Annotated in this window: 13 protein-coding genes; 3 read left to right on the forward strand and 10 right to left on the reverse strand. The window is 46.0% G+C overall.

Annotated elements, in window-relative coordinates; genetic code table 11:
- Positions 1-301: 301 nt before the first annotated feature.
- The 4 genes from METMA_RS0108770 to METMA_RS0108785 form a co-directional block, all read right to left on the reverse strand.
- A complete protein-coding gene (locus tag METMA_RS0108770) occupies positions 302-535 on the reverse strand; it encodes a hypothetical protein (protein ID WP_084254104.1) in 234 nt (77 codons plus the stop codon).
- A 5-nt stretch (positions 536-540) separates the two neighbouring features.
- On the reverse strand, positions 541-753 hold the full coding sequence (locus METMA_RS26355; protein ID WP_081918031.1) for a hypothetical protein: 213 nt from the start codon (positions 751-753) through the stop codon (positions 541-543).
- A gap of 457 nt (positions 754-1,210) precedes the next feature.
- On the reverse strand, positions 1,211-1,798 hold the full coding sequence (locus tag METMA_RS0108775) for a Uma2 family endonuclease (RefSeq protein ID WP_020158708.1): 588 nt from the start codon (positions 1,796-1,798) through the stop codon (positions 1,211-1,213).
- A gap of 991 nt (positions 1,799-2,789) precedes the next feature.
- Positions 2,790-3,971 carry a cysteine desulfurase family protein gene (locus tag METMA_RS0108785; protein ID WP_027147165.1) on the reverse strand — a complete coding sequence of 394 codons (1,182 nt, stop codon included), beginning with the start codon at positions 3,969-3,971 and terminating at the stop codon, positions 2,790-2,792.
- A gap of 149 nt (positions 3,972-4,120) precedes the next feature.
- Here METMA_RS0108785 and METMA_RS0108790 point away from each other — a divergent pair, with 149 nt between their 5' ends.
- Genes METMA_RS0108790 through METMA_RS0108800 form a run of 3 tightly spaced genes read left to right on the forward strand, consistent with a single transcriptional unit; the run spans position 4,121 to position 9,306 of the window.
- Positions 4,121-5,071: a DUF4007 family protein gene (locus METMA_RS0108790; RefSeq protein WP_020158711.1), complete on the forward strand. Its 951-nt coding sequence runs from the start codon at positions 4,121-4,123 to the stop codon at positions 5,069-5,071.
- The gene (locus tag METMA_RS0108795) at positions 5,071-8,466 is read left to right on the forward strand and encodes a hypothetical protein (RefSeq protein WP_020158712.1); all 3,396 of its coding nucleotides are present in this window, start codon (positions 5,071-5,073) and stop codon (positions 8,464-8,466) included. Before METMA_RS0108790 ends, METMA_RS0108795 begins: the two co-directional genes overlap by 1 nt.
- A gap of 3 nt (positions 8,467-8,469) precedes the next feature.
- Entirely contained in the window at positions 8,470-9,306 is an 837-nt protein-coding gene (locus METMA_RS0108800; protein ID WP_020158713.1) for a phosphoadenosine phosphosulfate reductase family protein, read from the forward strand.
- Between the two features lie 56 nt (positions 9,307-9,362).
- On the opposite strand, the gene METMA_RS0108805 is transcribed toward METMA_RS0108800, so the two are convergent.
- The 6 genes from METMA_RS0108805 to METMA_RS0108830 form a co-directional block, all read right to left on the reverse strand.
- Positions 9,363-12,290 (reverse strand): AAA family ATPase, encoded by a 2,928-nt coding sequence (locus METMA_RS0108805; protein ID WP_020158714.1) that lies wholly within the window; start codon positions 12,288-12,290, stop codon positions 9,363-9,365.
- A gap of 106 nt (positions 12,291-12,396) precedes the next feature.
- Entirely contained in the window at positions 12,397-14,433 is a 2,037-nt protein-coding gene (locus METMA_RS0108810) for a hypothetical protein (protein ID WP_020158715.1), read from the reverse strand.
- Positions 14,430-16,790: a sensor histidine kinase gene (locus METMA_RS0108815; protein WP_020158716.1), complete on the reverse strand. Its 2,361-nt coding sequence runs from the start codon at positions 16,788-16,790 to the stop codon at positions 14,430-14,432. The genes METMA_RS0108810 and METMA_RS0108815 overlap by 4 nt, the downstream gene beginning before the upstream one ends.
- A gap of 306 nt (positions 16,791-17,096) precedes the next feature.
- Positions 17,097-22,463 (reverse strand): FtsK/SpoIIIE domain-containing protein, encoded by a 5,367-nt coding sequence (locus METMA_RS0108820; protein WP_020158717.1) that lies wholly within the window; start codon positions 22,461-22,463, stop codon positions 17,097-17,099.
- Entirely contained in the window at positions 22,460-23,992 is a 1,533-nt protein-coding gene (locus tag METMA_RS0108825) for a hypothetical protein (RefSeq protein WP_020158718.1), read from the reverse strand. Before METMA_RS0108825 ends, METMA_RS0108820 begins: the two co-directional genes overlap by 4 nt.
- A complete protein-coding gene (locus METMA_RS0108830; RefSeq protein WP_020158719.1) occupies positions 23,989-25,755 on the reverse strand; it encodes a hypothetical protein in 1,767 nt (588 codons plus the stop codon). Before METMA_RS0108830 ends, METMA_RS0108825 begins: the two co-directional genes overlap by 4 nt.
- Between the last annotated feature and the right edge of the window lie 154 nt (positions 25,756-25,909).

A 25,909-nucleotide genomic window follows, 5' to 3' on the forward strand; every position in this document is an offset into this window, starting at 1 on the left:
GGCATTCACCGGAACCGCTGAAAAAGGTACGCAATGCGTACCCTACTTTATTTTTCAGGCAGGCTTGCCGATAACAAAACTCAATTTGCACAACAGTCGTTGCTTTCAAGTAACGGCTGATTGCTCTAAAAATGACTTCCTGAAATCGCTAACGATGCGCCTCCTGGCGTCGGCACATCCTATGTCTCTGACGAGTAAAATTTGCAGAGTATTCATAGAGTGTGAACAGTGCGAATACCCTGAAGGGCACAAGTATCCATAGGGCATAAATGAATTCGCACCTACAATTTAACCATCATAATTAAATTGACTGACTACCAGACAGCTTGTCCTTAGTTTGCCGGTAGCTGTTAAACCATAAGCTTGACTGGTTGAAGTAGTCGATTTGATGACTGCTTTCTTCGCAGATTTCGGCAAGCCACCGGTATTGCCGCGAGATGGCCAGGGCAATGCACGAAGACGGCCGGGATGCGTATTGGATTTTTAAATGTTTGATTGCGCTGATTAACAACCCGTAGCTTTGATTATCTGTCATATCGATTACTCCCGATCGCGCCGGTTTGGCGTAGTGTTGATTTTTGATTTGGCCAGCGACAAAAATATTTTCCAGACGATCCGCTTTGACCCGAAGTCCAAACACCTAAAATCCGTTGCATGGATTTGTCCTCTTTCAACAAGGGACGCCAGTACGTCCGGTGCTATCGCCAGGTTTACAAATGGAGAAGGGCGGAACATGGAAAATAATTTTTTCATATAAAAGCCAAATCATTTAAGTTTCTTCAAATGATAATCGTTCTCATTTATATGTAAAGTGTTTTTTTGCCGTTTTTTTCTTACTGATATTACGCACCGGCAGGGTTGAGTTGGCTTGTGCTCATGAGTATTTGGACCCGGAACGTCCGGCGGGCTTCCAGTGCGAGCTCAGTGTTTCGGGTCGAATACCCTAAAGGGCACAAGTAAATTCGACCCTACGAGGATATAGGTTCGCAGTGCTGCCTGTGGCTGAAACGTTAAGGCCGCTTTGCATTGCGATTCACAGGAAGCTATTGCCCGAATGAAGGCGCCGCCGGGTTGTTTCCCAGGCAATTTCCCATCGATGCGATCGTGAACTGGCAGTCGTCAATCGGGAACTGCTTCCAGGTTCTGGCGCGCCGCCTCGTTTCCGCTAGCCTTGAGGTCGGTAACTAAACTTTTAAAAGCGCGCAATATTTTATTGCGCCATTTTGCTGCTTAGGAACTCATCCATATCCGCGTTATGCACACGATAATAGATTTCCTCCACCGGCAACGTCAGATCGATTGATTCAAACGTGATTTCATCGCCAAGAAAGTAATGTCTCGGCAGCCAGGCTTCACGCCTCCGTATTACCTGAATATCGGCATAATCCTGCTCGATTAACACATACTCTTGCAAACTGGGTATGTTGATATAAGACAGCAATTTAACGGTTTCGTCGGTTTTGCGCGTTGCCTTCGATAAAACCTCGACAATGATTATTGGGGATTCCGTGTAGTAAGGCTGGGACTCATCGAAATGACAATCGACGCTCACATCGGGATAAAAGAAATTTGAACCAACCTTAACCTTCATGTCCGAACCAAAAGGTTCACAAGCTGAGCCGTCTAAATGATTACCGAATTTTCTATAAATATTACCGGCAATTCGCTCATGGTTAGCACTTGCTCCAGCCATGGCATAAACATGGCCATTGATAAGCTCATGCTTTACGTCGCTGATTAATTCGCCTTGTAAATAGTCTTGTTCGCTCACCAAATCTGGATTGTTCGGTTTTAACATGGATTGTTTTTCCTGATTGCAACGCAATCATTAACGAATGAAACGAATTATATTGACTCAACCAAGCATTCATCTTATCAAACAATAAACTACAAATGCGCTCGGCTCTTCTGTCAACAAATGCCTTATCCCAGGCTAAACCATTATTTCCTCTAATGGACGGCGCCATTTGAACGGTTGAGCCTTTTGGTTATGCCGAAACACATTCCGGTTTGATTCAGCCAACTGGCCGATATCGGCTTAGGAACGCGCATAAAATAACTTCCTCAAGTGCGCGGAGGATTTCCGGTGTAGGTGCGGATTCGCCTAGGGCGCCTACTGTTGGTATCCGCACAGTGCGAATACCCTCTAGGGCACAAGTACCCATAGGGCATAAATGAATTCGCACCTACAATTCCCTGATTTATTCCATGCTCATTACTTAGTCATTAATTTCCAAGTCATTTAAATCAATGATCCCTTTAAGTCGCGCAAAAGTACGCATATCTTCCATTGCCGGCATGGGCTGATATTCCGGATTATTCGCGATTAATTCATAATTGCCTGGCCCCAATTTTCGAACGTATCTCAATAAATACTGATCATCCCCTGACCCATCCTGTCTTTCTGTTACGACAATCTGGTTGCTAATGCTGCCGTAAAGTATCATACTTTTTGACTATTTTACTTCATTACCCTTGAAAATTAAGAATAAAGTCTCATAATATTTTTGTTTACCATAGTAAATCAAATAGTTATATCAAAATCTTAGATGTAGTGTTTTACAAAACAAAATCATCTGACTGAATAATCCGCTTTACATACTATTTCCATGAAATAGTGTTTACATTAGAATCAGTTTATCATTTAAGTCAGTGTCCAATTTTAGAGACCACCTCTTTTCTACCGCCCCGCGCACAGAGAATTTGCTGAATGCATTTTAGAGCAATTACTTGAGTCTCTCTGATTGGAAAAAATTGGACGTCGTTTTGCCTCGAAAAGTGATAAAACATCACAGCCCTATTACAAACAGCCTGCTTAATGCTGTACTGATTTGTTTGACTGCTCCTTCTAAATCGCTGTCTGTGGTTTCAAAGCCAAGGCTGAATCGTATTGCCGAATCCGCTTCTTCTCCTGTCAAACCAATGGCTTTAAGAACATGGGATGGTTCAGGAATACCAGAGGTACAAGCCGATCCAGTAGATGCTGCCAAATGCGGCTGTACTGCACCAAGAATATCTTGCGCACTGAATCCTAAAAATCCGATAGAAATATTGCCGGGATGACGTTTATCCGCCTCGGGGCCATACAGCTTGCTTGGCCATGGGAGCGCCGAGAGCATGCCAATAAACCTATCCCGACGCATATGTAATTCATCGCGCATACTGCCCATATTGTCTGAGCACATATATTCGGCGGCTGCTCCCATGCCAACACATAATGGAGTAGGCAAGGTGCCCGACCGCAATCCATTTTGCTGACCGCCACCATAGATTAGAGGCTCTATCTCGTCTTGGAGATTACGGTGAATATAAAGAGCACCGATGCCTTTGGGACCGTACATCTTGTGCCCAGATAGGCTAAGCAAATCTACATTTTGCGCGAACTCTTGCATACTCATCGCGATTGGACCTTGTGCTGCATCGCAGTGAAAAACAGCGCCACATGCCTTAATAGCCTTAGATAATCCGGCGATATTCTGCATAGAACCAATTTCGTTGTTTACGGCCATGATAGAAACAATAAGCACATCATCGTCAAGTTGCTGCTCTAGATCGGACAACAAAATATGACCATGCTTATCTACAGCGATTCTTTCTACTTTGAAACCATACTGATATTCCAGTACACGTCCGACTGACAGTACACTTTTGTGTTCTATCGCGCTAAGGAGAATCCTTTTTCGTCGTGATCCTTTTAACATCGCACGTCTTGCTAGACCAAGCAACGCTAGATTGTTTGACTCTGTTGCCCCGGAAGTGAAGATAATTTCGTCACTGTCTGCACCTATGAGACGGGCTATTTGCTTTGTCGCGTTATCTATTGCAGCAGAAGATTTCCAACCAAGTGCATGATCCGAGGAATGAGGATTGGCAAATGATTCTCTGAAGTACGGATGCATTTTGAGCAAAACTTGTTCTGCCACAGGTGTTGTGGCCTGATAGTCAAAATACAAAAAATCTCTATTTATCATTTTTAATCAACAGGTTATTTCATTTTTCATAACTTCATACCCCTCGAGGCTTTCCTTCGCCTTCTGGAGGATACCTCCAGATTGACATTGACTATAGCATACTCTCTGTATTAAAGTCGCCTGGATGTATCATCCAGGAGAAAATCAAAATGGCACGCGGGCCACTTTACCAACAGGGCTATAAACCACAATTCTCAGGTCACGAGACCTTTCCCTTACGTTATGGATGGCTAAAGAAGTGCTATGACCGCGTATCTGAAACTGAGCAAGAGCCTAATAATAAAGCTCTATGTTGGGGAGATGATGCCATTGCGCGGTTCGGTGTGGGTAAGAATATGGTATCATCTATGCGCCATTGGGCTGTGGTTGCAGGTATTATCAGAGAGCCATCGGGATCCAATCAAGCAGAAACCACACCGCTCGGACAAATGCTTTTTGGTGAGCAAGGCGTTGATCCTTACCTTGAGAACCCAACTTCGTTATGGTTGATTCATTGGAAATTAGCAACAGAATGGAAGAGAAAGACCACATGGTATTGGGCGTTTAGCTATTACCCGGCGGTTACTTTTGAACGAGATCATCTCATTAAAAGGCTTGGGCGGGATTGGCCAAATGCCGCCCGTACGACGGTAAAGAATGACGTGGCTTGTTTTATCCGAACTTACGCAGCACAACCTTCATCCCCAAAAGCAGAAAGAGATGATTCTTTAGAATCTCCGTTAACCGAGCTAGGTCTAATCAAGCCTGTTTCCAAGCGTGATGAATTCCGCTTCGTTCGTGGTCAGAAAACTACCTTAGGAGATGGAGCTTTTATCTATGCCCTGCTTGAATTTTGGTCACAATTTTCTCCTAAGGTATCAACACTGTCATTTGAAGCAATTGTACATGAGCCGGGATCTCCGGGCCGCGTTTTCCTGCTTGATGAAAACGACGTTGCAGACCGGCTTTCTCATATAGATAGCATTACTAATAATGCACTTCGGTGGTCAGAAACAGCAGGATTGAAACAGTTGGTACGAGGATCTGATTTTGATTTCAGCAGTGCGCTTGAGTTTGTTCGAAAGGATTATGGGCGATCAGATGAAAGGGAGATCGCATAATGGCATTAGTTAATCAAGTCCGCATTGCTCGGCGTTTCCAAAAATCAATAAGAATTGATACGGATTTAGGTGAAAAAAGCGCTCTGGATGGCTTCATCTGTCCGCAATCGTCAGCAGATGTACTGCTTTCTATGGCCCGGCATGTTTCTGAAACGGGTCAATGTGCGTTCACATGGACTGGGCCTTACGGAAGCGGCAAGTCAAGTTTGGCTATTGCGTTAAGTGCGCTTCTCAATGGTAATGCAGATCTTCAAAAAGAGGCAGTAAAAGTTTTTGGCAGAAAACTTACCAATACGATGTGGAAGTCGCTTCCAACTGGATCAAAAGGATGGCGTGTTCTTCCGGTCGTTGGAAAACGGGATAACCCTGTCGATGTAATCGGAGAGGCTATAAAAGAAGCTGGCTATGTTACCCGCCTCCCTAGTGGAGGCTGGTCAGAAGAACATGTTATAAACAGCTTGATAGAAATAGCTGCAAGCGATCCAAGTACGCATGGCGGTCTGATATTGTTCGTTGACGAAATGGGCAAGTTCCTAGAGGCTGCTGCTCATGATGGAACGGATGTTTATATATTTCAGCAGTTAGCAGAAGCGGCGTCTCGAAGTAACGGTCGTTTTTTGTTTATAGGCGTCTTGCATCAAGCTTTTGATGAATACGCTCATCGGCTCTCACATCAAATGCGCGATGAATGGGCCAAGATTCAAGGGCGATTTGTTGATTTACCTGTTAATACGATTGGCGAGGAACAGATTGACCTGATTTCTCGGGCGATAGAATGCAACCAAGCTCAACCTCAAGCAACAGGACAATCCAAATCTGTAGCACAATTGGTGGGCAAGCAGCGTTTACAGGATGCAGAACGATTGGCTGCCATGCTGGAAAAATGTTGGCCTTTACATCCCGTCGTGGTGTGCCTTCTTGGTCCGATCTCGCGTCGCCGGTTTGGGCAAAACCAACGAAGCATATTTGGTTTTCTGAACTCTTCCGAACTGCATGGTTTTCAAGATTACCTGCGTTCAGCGAACGAAACAGATCTCTATACGCCTTCCAAACTGTGGGATTATCTTCGGGCCAACCTTGAACCTTCTATCCTGGCTTCCCCTGATGGTCACCGTTGGGCCTTAGCAACAGAAGCAATGGAACGATGTGAGGCTTTGGGTGGAGATGTCTTCCTTGTTGATCTTTTGAAAACAATAGCCGTCATTGACCTTTTCAAAGAACGCTCTGGATTGGTCGCAAGCTTTGATCTTCTCAAGACCTGCTTCCCGGATGTCTCTGAAAAGTCTTTGAAAGAAGCGCTTGATACCCTCGATAAATGGTCATTGACCATCTTCAAGAAATTCCAGAACGCCTATGCGATTTTTGCTGGAAGTGACTTTAATATCGATCAAGCCGTCAGTGTAGCATTAGAAGATATAAATGAACTTGACTTTGCTGCCTTGAAGTCTCTGGCGGGACTTCAGCCCATTCTCGCCAAGCGACATTACCATAAAACCGGGGCTATGCGCTGGTTTGATGTGAATATCACTCCTGCTAAAGATGTGATGACTGTGTTATCGCGTTTTCGACCCAAAAATGACCTGATTCGGCAGTTTCTGCTTGTAGTTCCCACTGAAGGCGAGGATGAAGAACTCGTCAAAAACCTTTGCCAAGAAGCGGCCGACTTTAGTGACGACTGGGATATTGTTGCGGGTTATTCACCAAGAGCTTGGTCTGTTGTTATGTTGGCCCGTGAGTTGCTAGCTCTTGATAAGGTCAGTAATGATCATCCTGAGCTTGCTGGGGACCACGTGGCACGACGGGAGGTTATGGCACGACTTGCAGATTTGCAGGCTCAATTGGAAACAGAATTAAGCAAATCATTTGACAAGGCCGAATGGTATCGAAAACATCATTCACGAAAGTGGTACAAACAGTCTGATTTAAATAGTCTTGCTTCCGAACTTGCGGATCGACGTTACAACCAGTGTCCGAAGCTGCATAATGAGCTCCTAAATCGTCAAAAACCGTCTAGTAGTGCAATTGCGGGGCAGAACGCTCTCTTGAGACATATGATCACTCAAGAAGGTACAGCACGTTTAGGCATAGATGGCTACCCGGCGGAAGGTGGACTTTTCTCATCACTTCTTGAAGCCACAAGACTCTATGTAGAGACAAAATGCGGATGGCAGTTTGTGTCTCCTTCGGATGATGAAACTGATTCATGTAGGTTGTTTCCCGCTTGGAACTCGGCGGTTCAATTTATCAAAGAAAACAAACATCGCTCTGTTGCTGTCTCGGAACTCTACGATCTTTGGTCAAAACAACCTTTTGGGATCAAAGAGGGTTTAATGCCCGTTTTATCTGTTGCTTTTATTCTTACTCAACGGGAGAATCTTGCCATATATCGGGAAGGTCTATTTCGCGCGCGTTTTGATGATGTTGATGTTGAGTATATGGCTAAAGACGCGCAAACAATCCAGTTACGCTGGATGGACCTGAACGATATATCCCGCCGATTACTTTATGATATGGCCGATGTGGTACGCGACCTTGATACCAAAAATCAGCTAATCCATCTTGAGCCTATTGATGTCGCAAGGGGTTTAGTTGCAATTTACGAGCAATTACCGAATTGGACAAAGCGCACCGTGCGACTCTCTGCTAGAGCGGTCCAGGTTCGGGATATATTTAAACGTGCTCGTGATCCGAACAAGTTCCTGTTTGATGATATTCCTGCTCTACTTGATACAAAGAAAGCCGATATTTCAAGTGAAGAAGATATTCAGAAAATTGTTTCCATTGTAAAAGAGGGATTGCAAGAACTTGTGCAAGCATATCCGTTAATGCTGCACCGGCTACGGGATATGTTACTTGCAGAATTACAAGTTCCAAATTTATCGAAACAAGCTCTATTCGAGCTCCGTGAGCGTGCGGAAAATGTGAGAGAACTAGCGGGCGACTTCCGCTTGGATGCGTTTGTTGGCCGTATCGCTCAGTTCGATGGGGATGATCTGAAATTCGAAGGCGTAGCTAGTCTGGCCGCTAATAAGCCACCAAGAGATTGGGTTGATCCAGATATGGATCGTGCCTCAATAGAATTGGCCGATATGGCGCAGAAGTTTCTCAGGGTAGAGACATTCACACGCATTAAAGGCCGCCCAGAAAAAAGACAGGCTATGGCTGTGTTAGTTGGGATGGAAGGCAGACCAACTCCTCTTTTGGAAGAATTCGATGTAATTGACTCTGACAGAGAAGCCATCAACGACCTAATTGACCGAGTTTCGAAAACACTGGAGTCTGTAAATACGACAAGCCGAAGCATTATCCTGGCGGCACTAGCAGAACTCAGTGCCCGTTATATGCAGGTTCCCGAAACTGACAAGCGAAAAGCCGGAAACGGAAAGGTAGCATAAAATATGTCTATAAAGGAAAAGCACGTTCTGGGATTGTCTGGAGGTCGAGACAGCGCTGCGCTAGCCGTCTATATGCGTCAGCATCACCCAGATATTGAGGTCGAATATTTCTTTACGGACACAGGGAAGGAACTTCCCGAAGTTTATGAGTATTTGGGAAGGCTTGAAGGTTTCCTTGGTCAACCTATACGAATGCTCAATCCTGATCGTGATTTCGATTTCTGGCTGAAACAATACAACGACTTTCTTCCGTCTGCGCAAACTCGTTGGTGTACTCGGCAATTAAAGTTGCGTCCTTTTGAGAACTGGGTACGTCCTATGCTGGAGGACGGAATAAAAATCTATAGTTATGTCGCTATTCGCGGAGATGAAGAATACCGCGAAGGGTATTCTTCAAAACATGAAAACCTTATAGTAAAGCTACCTTTTAAAGAGGCTGGCATAGACAAAGCAGGCGTTTTGGAGATTTTAGATGGAGCAGGTTTGGGCCTGCCCAAGTATTATTCCTGGAGAACTCGTAGTGGCTGCACATTCTGTTTCTACCAGCAAAAAATTGAATGGGTGCGGTTGATGGAAAGGCACCCCGAAGCTTTTGAAGAAGCAAAAACCTATGAAAAAAATTCCGTTGACCATGGTTCACCTTTTACATGGAATCAAGGAGAATCCCTGGAAGAACTTTCCAAGCCGGAGCGCATACAGCAAATTAAAGAAGACCACGCGCAGCGCCTGATCAGATTAAAGAGCAAAACGCAACCTAATCCATTGCGCACTGATAGTGAGCCTTTGGATATAGATGACCTTTATGGTAAGACTAAGGTATGTCTCGCATGCCACAAGTAGTGACGCGACAGATTCAGAGAAGTGAAGCTCTAGTTTTTGTTTTCAGGCTTGATTAACTAACGCTCCAATTCAATATGATCTTCGATATCATATCGATAATTCAAAGCAAACTCACGTAAACGACTAGCTTTAACCTCTTTAAAGTCCCATCGTCGTGTAAAATAGACTGAAAGCCAATCGGCTAGGCGCATGACGTCATAAGCCCAGTCATGAGCCCCGCATACAATCTGCAAGAGCTCCTTAGTAGTCTCATTCGTTATATCGCCTTCCTCTTTAAGATCAATCTCGCCTTGTGCAATCAACAGTCCAATGTGCAGTATCAAATCGACTGTTACAATAGGGAAAACTTCATCCTTATCTCGCGCCCCGTTATTAACTTGTTCCCCGAGCGCTACAATCGTTGCATTAGCCAAATTAACGCAAAATTCTTTTAGTTTGCCTCCATATTCCGCAAGACTAACAAGGATCATGGTCCCAAACAGTTTTCTGATTATCCGAATGCATTGTTGGTGATCGAGCGGCCTCGTAGGGTTGAAGACGCGTTTAGTATCGTTACTTAGATCTACGAGTACACAATCAACTAGTTCTTCACTCAACTGATCAAGAATTTCGGGCCAGTCTATATCTAACAGAGTGTATCCTAGCTCCCCAGAAGCGTTGCTTAAATATTCTTCCATCCTAACGAAGTGAAAGATTTTGGCAGCTTCAAAATAGAGTTCTGCTGCAGCTTTGTAGTTACCTTGGTAGGCCTCACAATTTCCAATCTGATGCAGAGTTTGTCCACGATTTACGCCAATTGAGCCCCCCCTTTCATGATTGAGAGAATGACGATACGCTTTTATCGCTTCCTTATATCTACTTTGAGAGAGAAGCGAATAACCTAGAATTCCGAGTGCGCAAGATATATCGTTGTGTAGACCCTGATTGCCATCTGGTTGACTGTTTTCCTTAACAGAGTGGAGTCGAGCACGATAGCCTTCAAAGGCTTTTCGAGCATGCTGCTCTGCTGATGAAAAATCCCCAAAATTTTGTGCGGCAATTGCTCGGGAAATAGCTAAATCTGGCAAACCCTCTGCTGAGTCAATAATATTCTCTATTCGATCAACTAAATTGAGCCCCTTGGTAATTAGCGAGTCATCGAAACTGCGAGATGCTAACGACATAAATGACATCGCCAATTTCGATGCATCGACCAAATTTATGGAACGAAGTGCGAGTTCGGTTGCTTCTAACATGACTTGGGTGCCCTGTTCCGGTATTCGCGAAACGAAGAAATAGCGAATTAAAGAACGAGCGATGGATATTGCAGTTTTTACCAGCTCCCGATCTTTCTCTCTTGTCCGAGCGAGCTCTAGGACATTCAAGAAATTAGGTAGCTCTACCTCATACCGTTGCATAACGTGAGGCGTGCCTTCTGGAGTGTCGTAATTGAGTTCGAGTACTGCCACCATCACACCAAGGTCTCGAACCGTGCAACGAATTACGTGTTCATACAATTCCAGCTCGTCGGTTCGTGCTCGATCTATCACAAATTGGCGAATTGGCGCCAGTAGTCGGCTACGACTTAGTTTATCGTTTATGAGAATAACATCAACAAAGTGCCATCGCCGAAGAGAAGCCAGTGCCTCAGAAGTATTTTCTATATCGATGCAATTTCCTTCTATATATTGCGTAAAAAACCCTGCTGGCGCTAGTGCCAGAGCCCAGAGTAATTTTCGACTATCCTCGGAGAGGGTTGTATACGCGGTCTGAAGACATAGATCTAAAGAGGTTTGGCGGCTATGAGTCTTTCGGCCAGGCAAACGAAAAGACTGTGTTCCATTTCTCTTAATCGCTGCCATAGCACTAACAGCGCCTCCATAATATTCTGTCAATGCTCCGGCAAACCGAATTGCCAAAGCATGTCCATCGCAGAACCGCAGTAATTCTAAGTCAGAGTGGTCGTTAGTGTCCGCGCTGTGCCCAGCATAAGATTCATGAAATAGCAATCGGCTGGCAGATTCATTTAACCCTTTAAGTTGAAGACGAGCATCTGCAGGGAATCGGTACAGCATGACTTGGCTTGTCAAAACGAACTGCGTGAAATATGTTTCGTGCAGCAATCGTGTTATTGCATCTTCGAATTCATCTAAGTTATTTAGACTACTCTGCTCTATACCGTCAAATACAACACATGCTTGAACATTGTCTAGGCGAGACGGGAGCTCTGCTTCACTACATGCTATATCATCGTCTGTAAGCGCAGTGCGTAACGCCATGACGAAGTCTGTCACGCTTCGATACTGCTCAATGTTGCACCAAAGCACTGTTCGTCCCAATTCAATTCGGCTCAATGCCTGTAAGAGCAATTCAGATTTTCCGATGCCACCGACCCCGCTAATAATCACGGACTCGCCTAGTTGCAACGCATTTGTAAGTGTCTTCAACTCACTTTCTCTACCAAAGAATTGCTTAGAATGCCTTGGAGGGCGAAGACGGGATGCCGGAGGTTGATCTCGGTTCTTTAATCTTGCACGTGTACGATCAATTAAAGTTTGCTTTATTTTTTGCAACTCTTCGGTTGATAAGCTTTGCTGTGCATCATGCTCTCGGTGACATGATGCACAGATGCGAATCAAATTATGAGGGTGGTGAGATCTACCGACTGCCCAAGGAACAATGTGTGCTGTATCTACACCAATGCCTGAGCCACAACGCGCGCATTGATTTTGGCTTTCAGCCCTAAGATGATCTAGAATCGCCTTCGGAATATTAGGACGGGCTTCGGTAGGACCGCACCAATATCCGGAGAGCAATTTATCAAATTCATCTAGTTCGTATGCATTAAAATGGGTTTTCCCATCGCGCTCCACAGCGCGCAGAGAGCGCAGGCCGCTGGCTTTAGCGAAATTAAGTTTTGTAAATTGAAAAAGTAGTTCTGCTGTAATTCCAAGTCGGAGGGCAGCCTCTAGCGGCGTTAGCAGTACGTTGTCACCATCTGCCATATCTTAAATCCAGTTAGCCCAATTGGTTCGTCTAAACATTTAAACTTCCTGAGTCGATGATTCGAGCGTCTAGTTCGGTAATTTATGCAATACTGGGGTTAATTAACTAGCTTGTCGATTCCTCGGGCATACATAACTCAGTTGATTGTTCGGAATCAGGCTCCTCCAGATTGGGATGGACAAGCCCGCTCCGCACTGCTGCATCAAAACCTAGCGCTTCAGCCTGCACCCTATCTTTTACCAAAAGGATGATGCCAGCTTTTGTAAGATCACTTCCGTTAAGTGGAGTTGCGCTGATCGAATAATTCCAAGCAATTAGACCCAACTTTGGAATTCGCCCCGTATCGGTTAAGGAAGAGATGTAAAACCATCCGTTATCTTTCACTCCTTTGAGGCTAAGACCATTCGTCAACATCTGCCGCAAATCATGCGATGTGCGCACATGCTTGAATGCTTTTCGCGCCCTTTCGGCAACTTGATCTTCTTTGAGATCCACAACAGCATCTATCACACCATCGCAGCTGTGATCTGTCATGACGAGGCGCAAAACCGGATTACTCTTATCGTCACGTCCAACATAACACACTGCACCTTCAGAAAGGGCTGGCACCGTAAGCCTCACTGGAACTCTCTCAGCATTGGCATAATAAACTTCGACATCTACCGGAAAGGTTGCAGGCAGCTTTGCCACCATTCCTACTCGCCCAAGCCCTGACAATACCTTCTGCTGCAACTCGAGCACATGGGCTTCGCGAAGACGAGCAACGACGTCGAGATCGCCAGATTCGAAAACCTTTTCGAGCTGTTCATGCGAAACCGTATCAATGTGTTTCAAGTTCCAAGTGATCCATTTCAACTCGTTGCCAATACGGATCACTGGTGTTCGCGCATCATCTTTGTACGACCAAGCGCTCACCTCTAGCGGTTGGAGTGTCCCCACTAATAATAGAATCCGAGGGGCTCCACTACGTTGTAGGTCGCATGCCGGGGTCAAAACTAACAGGACTTTATCTGGGCTCGTGTCAACAAGCAGCACTGATTTGAGGCGATCGGCATTCGCGGTGTCGGTCATTTTGAGAATGTCACCGAAAGCCACACGAGCTTCGAGCGCCCCTGGTAAACGCAATCTTTCTGCATTCTGAGTCAATAGACGCTCAACTAGTTCTTGTAAATCTGGTGAACCAGCGACGTAAGGCGGCGGATAGCTCGCAGCAGAAAACTCGTTAAGAACAAGTGCGGCATCAATGATGCCAGCTTCTCGTTCGATCTCATGCTGAAGAACACGATCAAATACATCGACAAGATAGCTTCCGGTAGGTGCCTCTTCGTCGCTTAACAGAAGTTGCTGAATTTGCCCAATGTCGGAAAGACGCAATTTTCGGAATAGTTCTAGCGTCCTCTTGGTCGCATTCTCCATACCTTTTTCAAGCGCGCAGAAGAATGCAGCCAATTTACGAGAGTCCACAGCGTTTTCAGCAAGGCGCTCAACCTGGCGTTCAAGATGGTCAGTATCCTCTAAATCAGCCTTCTTGATGATGCGGAATGCAGAATCTAATAAACCAACATGGTCTCGGAATTCATCACGCTTTGCTTCTAGGCGGGTGCTACGTGACATGAGGATAACTAACGGGGGATTATCGAGTCGGTTCGTTAGAGCCTGCTTCAGCTTGGCCATTGATTCCTTTAGTGACCCATCATCTTGAGTTTTACCGAAAAACAAATCGATCAATATCAGATCAGCTTGTTGGGCGGCATCCGAAAAGTTTCGTCCGAAAGTTTCGCATGAGAGACCAAGAGCTTGGAGTTTCTCCACAGCTAGATCTATATAGCGATGGTCAGAATCTTGATCATCGATGTATGTAGCAAACACCGGCTCACATATTGTGCCGAGTTCGCTGCGGAGATTCCAAACAGCTTCAACATATTGGTCATCGGCTATAAGCTCATCGAAGCGCCGTTCTGCGGCCGGAGGGTAAGCCTCTACAAGCTTAAGCCGGTGCTCTAAGGTTAAATCATCGTTGAACATCGACCAAGCTTCATTTGATGGATCAATATCATTTGCAGTTGGTATGGCATCGCAGACATCGTCTACGACGAGTGCTCGTCTAATTCCCTTTTCCACCAGCAGGTCTTTAAGATTCATACTTCGGCTCCTGCTGGTAATTCGAGAACAAAGCGATGCAGACGACCAGTTTCTAGGTTGCGTTCTGCGTCAAGCGCTAATGTGCCGCCATGATATTGGGCTGCATCACGGGCGATGTAAAGACCAAGCCCTCGCCGCCGTCGGTTGTCTTTGAGCGAGAAAAACATCTTGAATACCTGTTCGTGGTTTTCTGGCGCTATTCCACGGCCGTTGTCTTCAAATGTCATTGTTGGCGGCGCACTCGACAAGCCGATCCTGATCTCGGCTTTAAACGACGGTTCGCGTTCTGCTCGCATATCTAACCAATAGACTGAATTTGAAATGAGGTTTTCTATTATTTGTACAATCATACCCTTTACTGCACGCAAATTTAGAGGACGACCTGGGAGGTCTAGTACAACGGTTATTTTATGCCGTTTGAATTGTGCCTCATGCGCCCCAACTGCATCACGAATTAATTCGTCCAGAGCAAAAACCTCAGACCGTTGGCGACCAGAGACACTCATTGGATCCAAAACACGAACGCGTGTCCCAATGCTTTTCATTTCAGCCTGAAGCGTGTTGAAATAGCTTCGTAGCCGATCGGGCACATCATTATCTTTAAGCTTGGTAAGTGCTCTAAGTGCATTCTCTGAAGCCCGCGCCAGTTCGTGAGCCACAACCTCTACCATCAGGCCAACACCAGCCATCTCAACCATCTGACGACTTTCTTGTTCTACCTCCTCAATTCGTCTCCGAGCCTGCGCAGCAAACTCAGAAAACTCAAACAAAGTCTGCTGAAGATCCTCAATCGCCTCATTGCCTTCAGTAGGAGTGAGTTTTTTTAACTTTCGGATGGCAGTCCGTGCTCGATCCTCAAGCTTAGTAACTTTTGCTTGCGCATCAGAAAAATCGACCTTGTTGTGCTTGTATTGCCGTTCGACGTCATGCATGAACGCGCCTAGTCGATCCTGAACAGCATATCGCAACACTTGAAGAAGCACATATTGTTCCGAGGTCTCACGCAAGCCTTCACGATTGGTTTGATCGACCAACATTGGATTGCGAGTTCGTGATATGTTTACGCGACCGATAAACTGCGTCTTATTGAGCGTATATCCCGATCTTCGAAGTGCTTTTCGGTCAAGCTCCAACCAGTCATCCTCATCTTCGCCATAAGGGAAAACCCGGAATCGATCACGAAACAAAAGAATTCCGGACCATTTCTCCTGCAACTCCCGCACTGCGCGCTGTTCACCAATAGTATCGATGGCAGAGAGTCTACGTCGGTTGTACCAGTGCGCTTCGAAGCTGAATGGTCCAATAGACGTAAGCGCCGAATCCTCTACTAGGCCATCTTTGCCAATTATCGCCGCTTGAAGATCTTCTTCTGAGAGCTTCAGTGTTTGCCGTTCGACCGGATGGTCAAAGCCTAGACTACGCGCTTCAAAATTGCAGGTAAGGACCGGTGAATCATCAATAATTTCATAAGTCCCATTCACGCACGCATGTGCTGCGTTGAGAAGAGCATTCGACATAATTGGAATTGCCATACGTTCTCCATTCCAATAGATCGCGATACGGGGACGAGACCCGGCATCAGAGAATGGATCTGTCAGGCGAGCATAATCGTACTCAGCCATTTCGCGAACACGGGGCTCAGTCCAATTTTCTGTGAGATCACTGATTATGATTGAGGTACCTGACCAATCAGTGTTTGGTTTTGGATCACCGATAATTGGCGCAATCGGTATCTGGTCAAGCATGGCATCGACATCACCAAATGCTGACCAGTCGATTTCAAGAATATTGAAATTTGTATCGGTTGCTTTCGCTGTCTTAACTTTAAGGTGCTCTCCAAGTCGCATGGCAGAAAGCCGGCCAATACCTTTCTCGCCAAGGTACGGTGTCTGCTCGTCGCCACGCTTGAGCGCTGCCTCTACTTCTTTCCTTCGTGACGGCGTACCAATTACCAGAAAATTACGTTCAAGATCAGCTAACGACATTCCAACACCACTATCAGATACGGTAATCGTGTTATAACGTTTCTGTGCTCTCTCGAATTCACGAGACAAAGAGCTGATAGATTTCGCTTTATCGATAGCCGCAGCAAACTTCTCGCGCGCTCCTTCACTAGCCGTTGAGAGCAACTCCGACTTGATCTGCGCCTTTAATATCTCTAAGTCCTCTCTGGAAGCAATGGTTTTCTGAAGCCGCAAATAAGTTCGCTGAGAGAGCACGATATCAAATCGAACATCGACACCTGCCTTGGTCCGAGCGTCGAAGCCATTCTTAATGAGTTCGTAGAACGCGATTATGTCAGAGCTGATCAACTCAGAGCCAAGTTCTAGAACGGTTCTCGCAGTAATTCGGAACAAACAAAAACTCCTCTAATTTATCGTATCGCTACGCAGAACGTAGCCTCATGAGTACTGGGTGTTAGAAAAGCTCTCATGTAAGATGAGCTGACCAGTCCCAGCACGTAATCTAACCGTAATTTAACAGAGGCAATCTTCAGAAGTTCGGCTAATGAACTCCAAGATTCTCCAGTCTTATTAGGTTCAGTAAGCTCAATACCAGACTTCAATTCAGGCATTGCCACACCAGAACCGGCATAATCTAGCAAAAACACTCGGCTCTCGATAAATTCTGGTTCACTAGTTTGAATTGATTGTTATGCATTACTAACTATAGTTACGTGCAACTGCAATCAATCGGGCAAGTTCAGATATTTCTTCTTCCGAAGCAAATGGCACCTGGACGAGGATAACTCTACCCTCTCCTGACAGCTTAGCCGCCAGATGACCGCGACCGAGTAATCGTTCTGCGCCAGGCTCGTCAAGAACAAGCATCGAATTCTTTTTATCTGCAACTTTCAATACCAAGCGGTTTGTAAGGTTTGCACGAAGCTGCATCGGCAGGGCATCCTTGTCCGGTCGCTGCGTAATAAGGACGAGGTTAATTCCGGCTGCTCTCGCTTTTACGCCAAGACGACTAGCGTTCAGGTCCACGGCGTCCCGATATTCATTGATCATCATCCAGTCCGCCAATTCATCGTGAAACAGCCAGATACGCGGAAGACGTTCGGAAGGAGCAACCTTGCGATTATAGTTATCAAGCTTAGTAACACCAGCATCAGCTAGAAGGCGGTTTCTTCGCTCCATTTCCGCAACCAATTCTTCTAAAGCATGAATGGCCTTGTCCTGTTCAGTAATCAGGTCGCCATCAAGGTGCGGCATATTGCGCAGCCATGGGAAGTCGATTCCAGCCTTAGGGTCTATCATGCGTATGCGCGCTCTTTCCGGAGAATTTGTAGCGCAGATATCCAGTAAAAGAGATTGCACTAACACACCTTTACCGCTCCCCGTCTCACCGGCGATTAATGTATGTGGCCCATGAGGCTGGTGGCCTCCAAATTCATTGCCGACATTAAGATACAATAGCTCGCCATCTGATTCTTTTGCACCAATTAGTAGGCTCGTATTTGAATCAGGCGCAGTTTCAGGAAGCTCGCGCCTTCGCCAAAGGTCACGCAAACGTAAGATTGCTCTATGCGGCCTTTTCACCATGATAATAATTTCCATGGGAGCAGCCAGCACATTAATGACATCAATGGCGTGAGAGGTAAGTAATTCTTGCCGTTTCTTTTCAACTTTCGGTACAGTGAGATCGTCTGACCCTCGAAAACGAACAAGGACTGCATTAGGCGTCAAACGAGCTCCTATAAGCTCTGCCGTCATATCGTAACCGCGCAATGCTCTCTGCAATGATTTGACTGTTGCTTCAAGCCACGCTTTGGTATTTTCATCATCTTCATCCGAAACAGTCCCGGCATTTACCCAGTACGCGAGCTCTTGTGATGACCATTTCGCCAATACTTCATCAGAGACTGTATTGTCATCCTCTTCCGCTTTTAATTCCGGCTCAAGCTGAGCTTCAAACTGAGATATTGGGCCTTCATCGAGTGATAATGGATCAGTTTGCTGAGGTTTTCCCATGGGATTGGGTGTGTCGGTATCATCGTTCGATACAGCTGATGATTCTTTAGATTGAGAACTTTGCGCAACGATAGGCTGGGTATGCTCCTCAGAACTGCCAGACGTAGATTTCGAGGAGACAAGGGCAGCGCCCCGCTCTTTACTGTCAAGAAAGTCTTTCCCATCATTCGCGAAGACATGCTTGGCGAATGACCTGAAAAACCCAGCAACACTAGATTTATCAAAAACCTGTTGAGTGCAATGAGGCATGGCTTTGAGCGGAGTTGGATCTCCTGCATCTACATTTTCTTCACTATCGTGAATGAATACATGGGAGAAACCCGCAAGTTGGATCGGGACATTGTCCTGACGAATTTCATCTGACCATTTATAGAGATCCCAGTCGTTCATTAAATCTGGATCAAATGGCTCTATTCCTTCGATCATAAAATCGCCTAAACGGTGTAGCCAGATTTCACGGTCAATTCGTTTGTGCTGAGGATCAAGCGCTCTTCCAATACGAGCAACGGTTTCCTCCAGTTGTTTTGCGGATTTCTTTGCGTGCGTTCTATATCCACGAGAACTAACGAATTTCGCTTCTGAGATTGCAACCTTTAAAACTGGAGCGCCATTCTCGATGCGCGGAGCAATGGCCATAATGTCTGCAATCTGCTCTTCGTGCTGTCCGAACCAAGACGCAAAATCATCAAGGAAATACCAGCCTAGAGGTAAGTCTGTTCCCCCGAGCTCTGCACGGATCTTTTCCATTGACAATACGATACCAAGCAATTCGTTTGCATAGTGGCCATAGCGCGCAGCTCGCATGACAACCTGACCAGAAAGAGCATTGGCTTGCTCAATCAGACGGTCGATAAAATTTTCATCGCCACCTACGATCTTCGGATCAAGTCGCTCTAGCCGCTCTTTCAGAAGTACCCGCAATAACCTAGGTTTAGAAGTCGTCGAGACGACAATATTACGATCAACATGTCGATCGTGAATATGACGTATAACGCGAACCCCGTTATTGCTCAGAAGCCGCCGGTCAACCAGTTCATCGAAATTAATAACCCATTCGCCAATCCTGTGGGTCTGACGAAACACATCTCCAATATCGCCATCGCGAAAATTGATCTCGCGTGCTGGAATAACGTTGCCCGGTAGTGCATTGTCTCCTTCGAGAAATCCCTGCACCAGGTTGAGATATTGTTGGCCAGCAACGGGCTGAGCGGGACACGCAAGATAGACAGAAGTTGCCGAGTCGGCCAACCCTATTGGGCGGCGTCTAGACCAGCGTGCCGGAACATGATTTAGTAGCTCTGGGTGCCGCTCGCCCGGTGATCGTTTCCAAACAAGTTTTGCATTGCGCGCGACAACATCCTGAAGAGCTACAAGGTCTGTAGCCCGATTTTCATCATCATCAGGAAGGTCTGCTGTGTCAAGGAAACCAACACGAAGTCGTGAGAGAAAGTTGCGTGCTGCTTCACTTGCCATGATTGAGCCAGACTCTTCACTTACAGTGACGTTTTGTTGCTCGTAGATTCGCCTGATACGCTTAGGCTCTGAATGCGTCAGTAGTAGATCACATTGCAGCTCGTTCTCTTGTTCCACCTTACTTGATAGCTCGGAGGCAAGCGCGCTCGGTAGAGCCTTTGACTCAGCATTGAACAGTACCACTGAAAAATTGCTCCGTTCGTGGGGCAGAAGCTTGAGATACTGCTCGCCGACATTAGCAAATGCTTTCGCTGCTATATCAGGTCCGATATCAAGTGTATCATCCCCATCTGGACGAGGCCTGCGCAATGGTGGTTCAGCAAGAGTGTAATCATAAGAGGTGTCGGCTGCTGAAAGCAGTATTGGCTGATCCTGATCAAAGCCAATGCAAACTTCAGGGTAATAATTCGAGGTAAGTTCAAGCTGCACCTGACCAAACAAGAGGTCAGCCCGGAAGATATCATCCTCGTTGGCCTGGAGTACGTCAGTTATGAGATTGGCCACTTGGTTGGCCTTGGCGTAAATTTCAGCGAGTCGCATTGGATGCCAAGGTGTAACAATCGCTGCGGGAGCACCAGCTCCGACATTCGCGACACCGAAGCGTAAAGTCTCGTGCCAAAGCTTCTCTCTTGCGAGATCGTTGTTAGCGTATTCTAGAAGGCTTTTTAGAAGTCGATTATAGGCATTAGCTTGTTCGACAAATGCGTCTGACGCAATTCCTGGACCAGATGTTGTTACCCATTCCCGAATGGTCTTTGTATACGCATATAGAAAAGAATCAAATGCTTCACGTATGGTCGTGGTATTCTGAGACCCCAATATGTTGGCTATTTCATCTAGAGCGGATAAAAACGCTCTTCCTCTATCACCATTGTCTTTATTAGGGGCGACCAGTTTGCCACCGTTTGAGTTGGTTACGTCTCTTATTGTATTAACATCATCAAGTACGATCCTTTGAATGCTTCCCTTAGCACTGACAGATTGTCGTGCAATATCTGCCGTTGGCAGTAATGCCTGATCATCATCCAGGTTTGCAACGCTCAGCAGGTCATCCGGTAACGCTGTAGCGATTGCATCAACTGGCATTTCCCAATGAAAAATAAGCTTGGCTTTTGCACCTTCAGGATCGAGCACAACCTCAAATTTGATCGAACGCGCGTCCTTTGATCCGGATGCAACTTTTGCCAAATCATTGTCGGCTTGCGGAAAGTAAAATTCCGAAAGCTTGCCAAAATCGAATTCGACCTTACCATAGAAAAGGGTTTCTAGCCCTCTATATCGAAATGCAAAATAACGAGCGATCTTTGCATTTTTGCCACGCCAGAAACTCTTCTCCCTTGCGTTAGGAATACGTACGACTAGTTTCCTATCTATCAGCTCTTCATCGCTCACCCGTCGACGCAGACTGTCCAGCGTTGCCAACAAGCCAACAAGGAAGTCCTTATATGTTTGTGGATTGCGATAGATATATCGTTCCCATGAACTAGAAAGCTTTTTGTCGCGGGCCAGATGTTCTCGGTGAGACTCGAAAAACTCTACAAGATCGTCTGACGGTTCCTTAGGGAAATCACTTGAGAGTAATTCGCGTTCTTCATCTTCAAGCAGATCATCGAACTCATCGTCAAAAAACTTGATTGACTGTTCTCCCAAAGGTACAGACGCACTCTTTGTAATGCCTTCGAATAATTCGGATACAGAACGCCAGTCCAGATCAACCAAACCTTTTTGTGCATCGGACCAATCATCAAGTCGCAAATCAGCCTCTAGAAAATCCTGAATAGCTTTGCATGCCGTATCATCAAGGCGATCAGCGATATCTTCAAAATTTGCTCGGAGTTGTTCGATGAGTATTGGTTCCCCCCGCTCAGTTTCCCGTACAAGTAGTGGTCGGATACGACTGTGTAGATCTCGGAAAATTTTGTTCCATTCAGAAATTTTTGCGCGTTTTTTCTCAGGGATGCGATCGAAATAACCGGAGTAACGCGGGAGTCTTAGACTAGGTAAAGCATTGTCTATAGCTTTTTGTAGCGGGAGACCTTTGGTAATGATTCCTTTTGAGATTTCCAGTACAAAATCGGCAAATGTCTCGATAGTCCGTGCTGCATGGGTAAGATTTGCCGATTGAAGAGCTGTGAAGAGATGTTCCCGCTTGCTCTCGTCAAGATGAGTGGATGTTAGACCGGCTCTTTCAATCCACGAGTCATAGCGTGTCCTTAGTGTGTCGGTTTCTATCTTTGTGATCTTTTCAACACTCTTGTCATTGCGTTGGAGTTCTTCCTGTGAGGCGGCAAAGAGTACCGCGCGCGTTTCGTCTTCCAGCCTACAATGTCGCCAGTGTGTAATAGATTGATCGCTTCTTGCTTTTGAGGGCAGAATGCCTTCAAGGTCGAATATAGCCGAGATTTTAACTGAGACCGTTTTGCCTGTTTCTGAATCGGCCAATACTGCTTGCGCAATCGAACGTACGAGAGAAGACTCCAAGCCAAGCATACAAAAGCGCAGAGTCCCTTCTGGCTCCTGATCAAGGTGAGCCTTGATATAGTCAAGCGCCACTGCCGCGATGAGTTTGTTTCTCGTCATGAATCGCTCCTGAACGGGTTTTCGACATAGGCACAGTCATCAGAAAGGCGGCGTAGCAACCCCAGCGCTTTAAGTCGCTGTTCAAGGCGTTGTGTGTTCTGCATAAAGGCATTCTGGTCGGTTGGCAAAGTTCCGAAAGCACGCTCCGCCTCGCTAGCTCCAATTACTAATTGGAACCGATCATATAGTTTGGCGAGGAATCGGTGGTATTCTTCTCGACGTTCGTTAACCGTACATATTACAAGGGCTTTGAGTAGAGCGTCATCTGGTGAATACCATGTTCCCGCACCTCGATGCGATACGGCCAATCCAACCTGTCGTGCCCATTCCATATGCACCTTTGCGACGTGTTGCTGGTGGCGTTTCTCAGCATATCCTCTGAATGTTTCAAAAATCGTCTCGGGATCGCCAGACGGTAGACCATCATCAGGTTGCCATTCATAGCGCTGTGTGAGGTATTCTCGTATTGCATCAGCAGGTGCTCTTGCTTGAAGTGCGGCTCGCCATCGCTCATCCTTTCTGGCAGCATCTACATATGCGCGGACTGCACGAGTAGAAAGCATTCGATTTGCTCCGAAATTCTCCTTAGAGAGTTCAAAAAGTGTCGTTCTTCGCGGCGAGGCAATCTCCAAGACAAATTTGGGATCGCTTGCATTTCCAACTTCTTCACTAGCACGCCGCAGCATATAAAGCAGCATATGCAAAGCTGAAAGACGCATCAAAGGATCGAGTAGGGCTTCTCCAGACAGGTCCAGCTTCAACAGTCGTATCCATGTGTCTGCTAATTCTCGGTACTCGGATCGCTCTGCAAAAGGTAGGTAGCCAATGGTGCTAGATACAGTATTGGAGTCGACTCGATAACCATCAGGCAACAATGCGAGGACTATTCGATTCCAGGTTTCATCTTGTCGTAATAATTTCTTCGAAATCTTCTCCGCAATTTCTTCTCCCTTGCCACTCCTGTTCAGCATGAGGTATAGCAATTCGCCACTCCGTGCGAAGAATCGACGGTCCGGACTTCCATTTATATTCGCCGGTAAATCTGCGTAAAGGCAATTAGGACCGTAAGGGTATAAGAACTTGGAGCTCCATCGGCGCTGGCGATGCGGTTCAATTGCAGTAGTCTGGAAAAACTCTACAACTCGGGCTAGACGCGCGAATGAGCCAAAACGATTCTGCAGATAACCGAAGTCATCGTCAGCCGCAAAAGTCTTTAGCCAAGCTCGCCATCTCTCGGGGTCAGACTGCTCGGTCTCTTCTATGTAGCGAATATGAGGATTGTTGAAAACCAACTCTCTTAATGGAATCAGTCTAGGAATGTGATAGGTAAAGGATTCATGTGCTCCGTCTCTCCGAACTTCATTCAGAGCTTTGCCTTCAGCATGTCTCGACTGGAAAATCGAAAGAAATTCGAGAAATACCAACCATGGTGTTTGGTCATTATAAAAGCGATGCCCCCAGATCGCTTCATCAACCCAGACATTAACATCACTCCGGTATTTCGCAGGTGCTTCAAGACGTGTATTCATGCGCCTGCCCTTATACGGATATTGTCAGGATGTGCCCGACCACACTCGTCAACGGTCAGCGCCTGTAGATTGATCTCATCTCCCGAAGGTGGTTCACCGATTAAATCATCAAGTCGCTTAATCAGACGTAATTTGAAATCAAGGAAATCTTCGTTGCATTGACGAGAGAAACTTGCCGGCAGGCTGCCGCTTGCGACGCGAACAAGATACTCAAAATGCGTTAATTGGAGTGTAAGGCTATCAACCACGCCATCTCCTCCACCTGCGGGATCAATAATTTGCAAGCGTGGTGTCACTCCATCAGCGCCAATCGAAAAATTAAGATAAGGGGTTCGGCGATGTCTTGTTGTTGGAATATTATAGTTCAGCAAAGAGGCGATTCGACCGCGTCCGTCACCTCCAGAAGAGGCCAAATACAGCTCTGTACCGTCATCAATCATCATACCGCAAAACGTCCTGTTAAGCCCACGCACGATTAGTTCAATTGTTCTCGACACATCGCCACCATTCGCAAGTCCGTCTACAAACGACAGGAATCGACCTGACGCTTGGTAAACAGTTAATCGCCAAGGATCGAGCAAACTACTAGTTGGCAGTGAAAAGAACAGGCGTTGCCTTTGCCGAGAGAGTGTTAGAATAAACTCTTCTATATTATCCCGTGCCCCCTCCAGATAGTCGCGCAAATACGGTTCGTAGGCAGGTGCTCCATAATAAGTATCCATCGACATAAGTTCTTTGTAGAGTTCCGAGTCACCGTACATTCCATAAATAAGCAAATTGTCGAACTTGTTATCTGTCTCGCGACCAATCCCAAAGGCCTCAAGATTACTGAAAACCTGATATTGTTGTCGTTGTCGCTCGGGCAGGTTCATCCCAAATACGTTGGAATAAGGATTTGTTAGTCGATAATCCTGTTTTTCTGCTCGGTTCTTTGCCGTCCGGCAGGTTAATAAAATCTTCCGTCCTTGCTGGTCTCCGAGAAGTATGTTTACGCTTAGAAGGAGAAGATCGCGGATAGGCAGATGCATGCGATTGGCTCGTGCAAGCTTCATTAACTCACCGAGACGTTTGCGAAATACCGATCCGTTAGCTCCATTACGAAGTCGTTCACGATTGATTCGAATGGGGCAGACTGTTGAGCCATCTTGATTGAGCAGTTCACAGCTATCGCACTGTGACCACTGAGGATGTTCGACGATTTGTTCGACGAGTTCCTGAAAATGTTCAGATGCATCCAAGCGGCTGAGATTGTAAAGATTCAAATTGAGTGCATCGTCAGTCGTCCGATCCTCGACAAGCATGTCTTCCACGATTCTAAATACTTTATGTGCGCCTTCTCCTTGTGTATCAGACCAATCACGCCAGCTTGCGAGAAGCTGTCCATCATTGGCTGCCACAAGATAAACACTTTTGTCGTTTTTTCGCGATACCGCATTCGCCAATTCTGCGAGTAAGTTGCTTTTCTCCTTTTGTGTCAACTCGCTTAGGTCTTTAACAATTGTTAAGTGCTTCCCCGAGGCAGGAAGTGATATAGAGACAATCTTTTCACCCGCTTTCCACTGTTCAGGATCGCCCCCAAAATCTGTCCAAATGCGTCGACAATGATATGTCTTTCCATCTCCGGCCGTGCCCGTAAGTATTACATTACGAGGTGTGGGTAAGCTGAAATTGTCCTGAATTTCTTGCAATCTGGACGGATTGATATGAATTACAGGGTCTATGACATGTCGATCGATCTCGGTTTGGATAAGCTCGTCGTACATGTTATCCCCTGCTGGGATAGGACCATAATGGCGTAAAAAGGTGACTAGTCCATTCGATTGACTCATTTGTTTGATACTTCCTCTCTGTGTTCCCGCTTTTTGCGTATTGTAAGAGAAGCATTGTAACTTGTAATAGGTGAGACTTTAATTTTAA

This window comes from Methylobacter marinus A45, assembly GCF_000383855.1.
Taxonomy (GTDB): domain Bacteria; phylum Pseudomonadota; class Gammaproteobacteria; order Methylococcales; family Methylomonadaceae; genus Methylobacter; species Methylobacter marinus.

Coding starts and splice junctions, on each gene's coding strand:
- METMA_RS0108770 (WP_084254104.1), bottom strand. CDS start 535: ATGACAGATAATCAAAGCTACGGGTTGTTAATCAGCGCAATCAAACAT.
- METMA_RS26355 (WP_081918031.1), bottom strand. CDS start 753: ATGAAAAAATTATTTTCCATGTTCCGCCCTTCTCCATTTGTAAACCTG.
- METMA_RS0108775 (WP_020158708.1), bottom strand. CDS start 1,798: ATGTTAAAACCGAACAATCCAGATTTGGTGAGCGAACAAGACTATTTA.
- METMA_RS0108785 (WP_027147165.1), bottom strand. CDS start 3,971: ATGATAAATAGAGATTTTTTGTATTTTGACTATCAGGCCACAACACCT.
- METMA_RS0108790 (WP_020158711.1), top strand. CDS start 4,121: ATGGCACGCGGGCCACTTTACCAACAGGGCTATAAACCACAATTCTCA.
- METMA_RS0108795 (WP_020158712.1), top strand. CDS start 5,071: ATGGCATTAGTTAATCAAGTCCGCATTGCTCGGCGTTTCCAAAAATCA.
- METMA_RS0108800 (WP_020158713.1), top strand. CDS start 8,470: ATGTCTATAAAGGAAAAGCACGTTCTGGGATTGTCTGGAGGTCGAGAC.
- METMA_RS0108805 (WP_020158714.1), bottom strand. CDS start 12,290: ATGGCAGATGGTGACAACGTACTGCTAACGCCGCTAGAGGCTGCCCTC.
- METMA_RS0108810 (WP_020158715.1), bottom strand. CDS start 14,433: ATGAATCTTAAAGACCTGCTGGTGGAAAAGGGAATTAGACGAGCACTC.
- METMA_RS0108820 (WP_020158717.1), bottom strand. CDS start 22,463: ATGACGAGAAACAAACTCATCGCGGCAGTGGCGCTTGACTATATCAAG.
- METMA_RS0108825 (WP_020158718.1), bottom strand. CDS start 23,992: ATGAATACACGTCTTGAAGCACCTGCGAAATACCGGAGTGATGTTAAT.
- METMA_RS0108830 (WP_020158719.1), bottom strand. CDS start 25,755: ATGTACGACGAGCTTATCCAAACCGAGATCGATCGACATGTCATAGAC.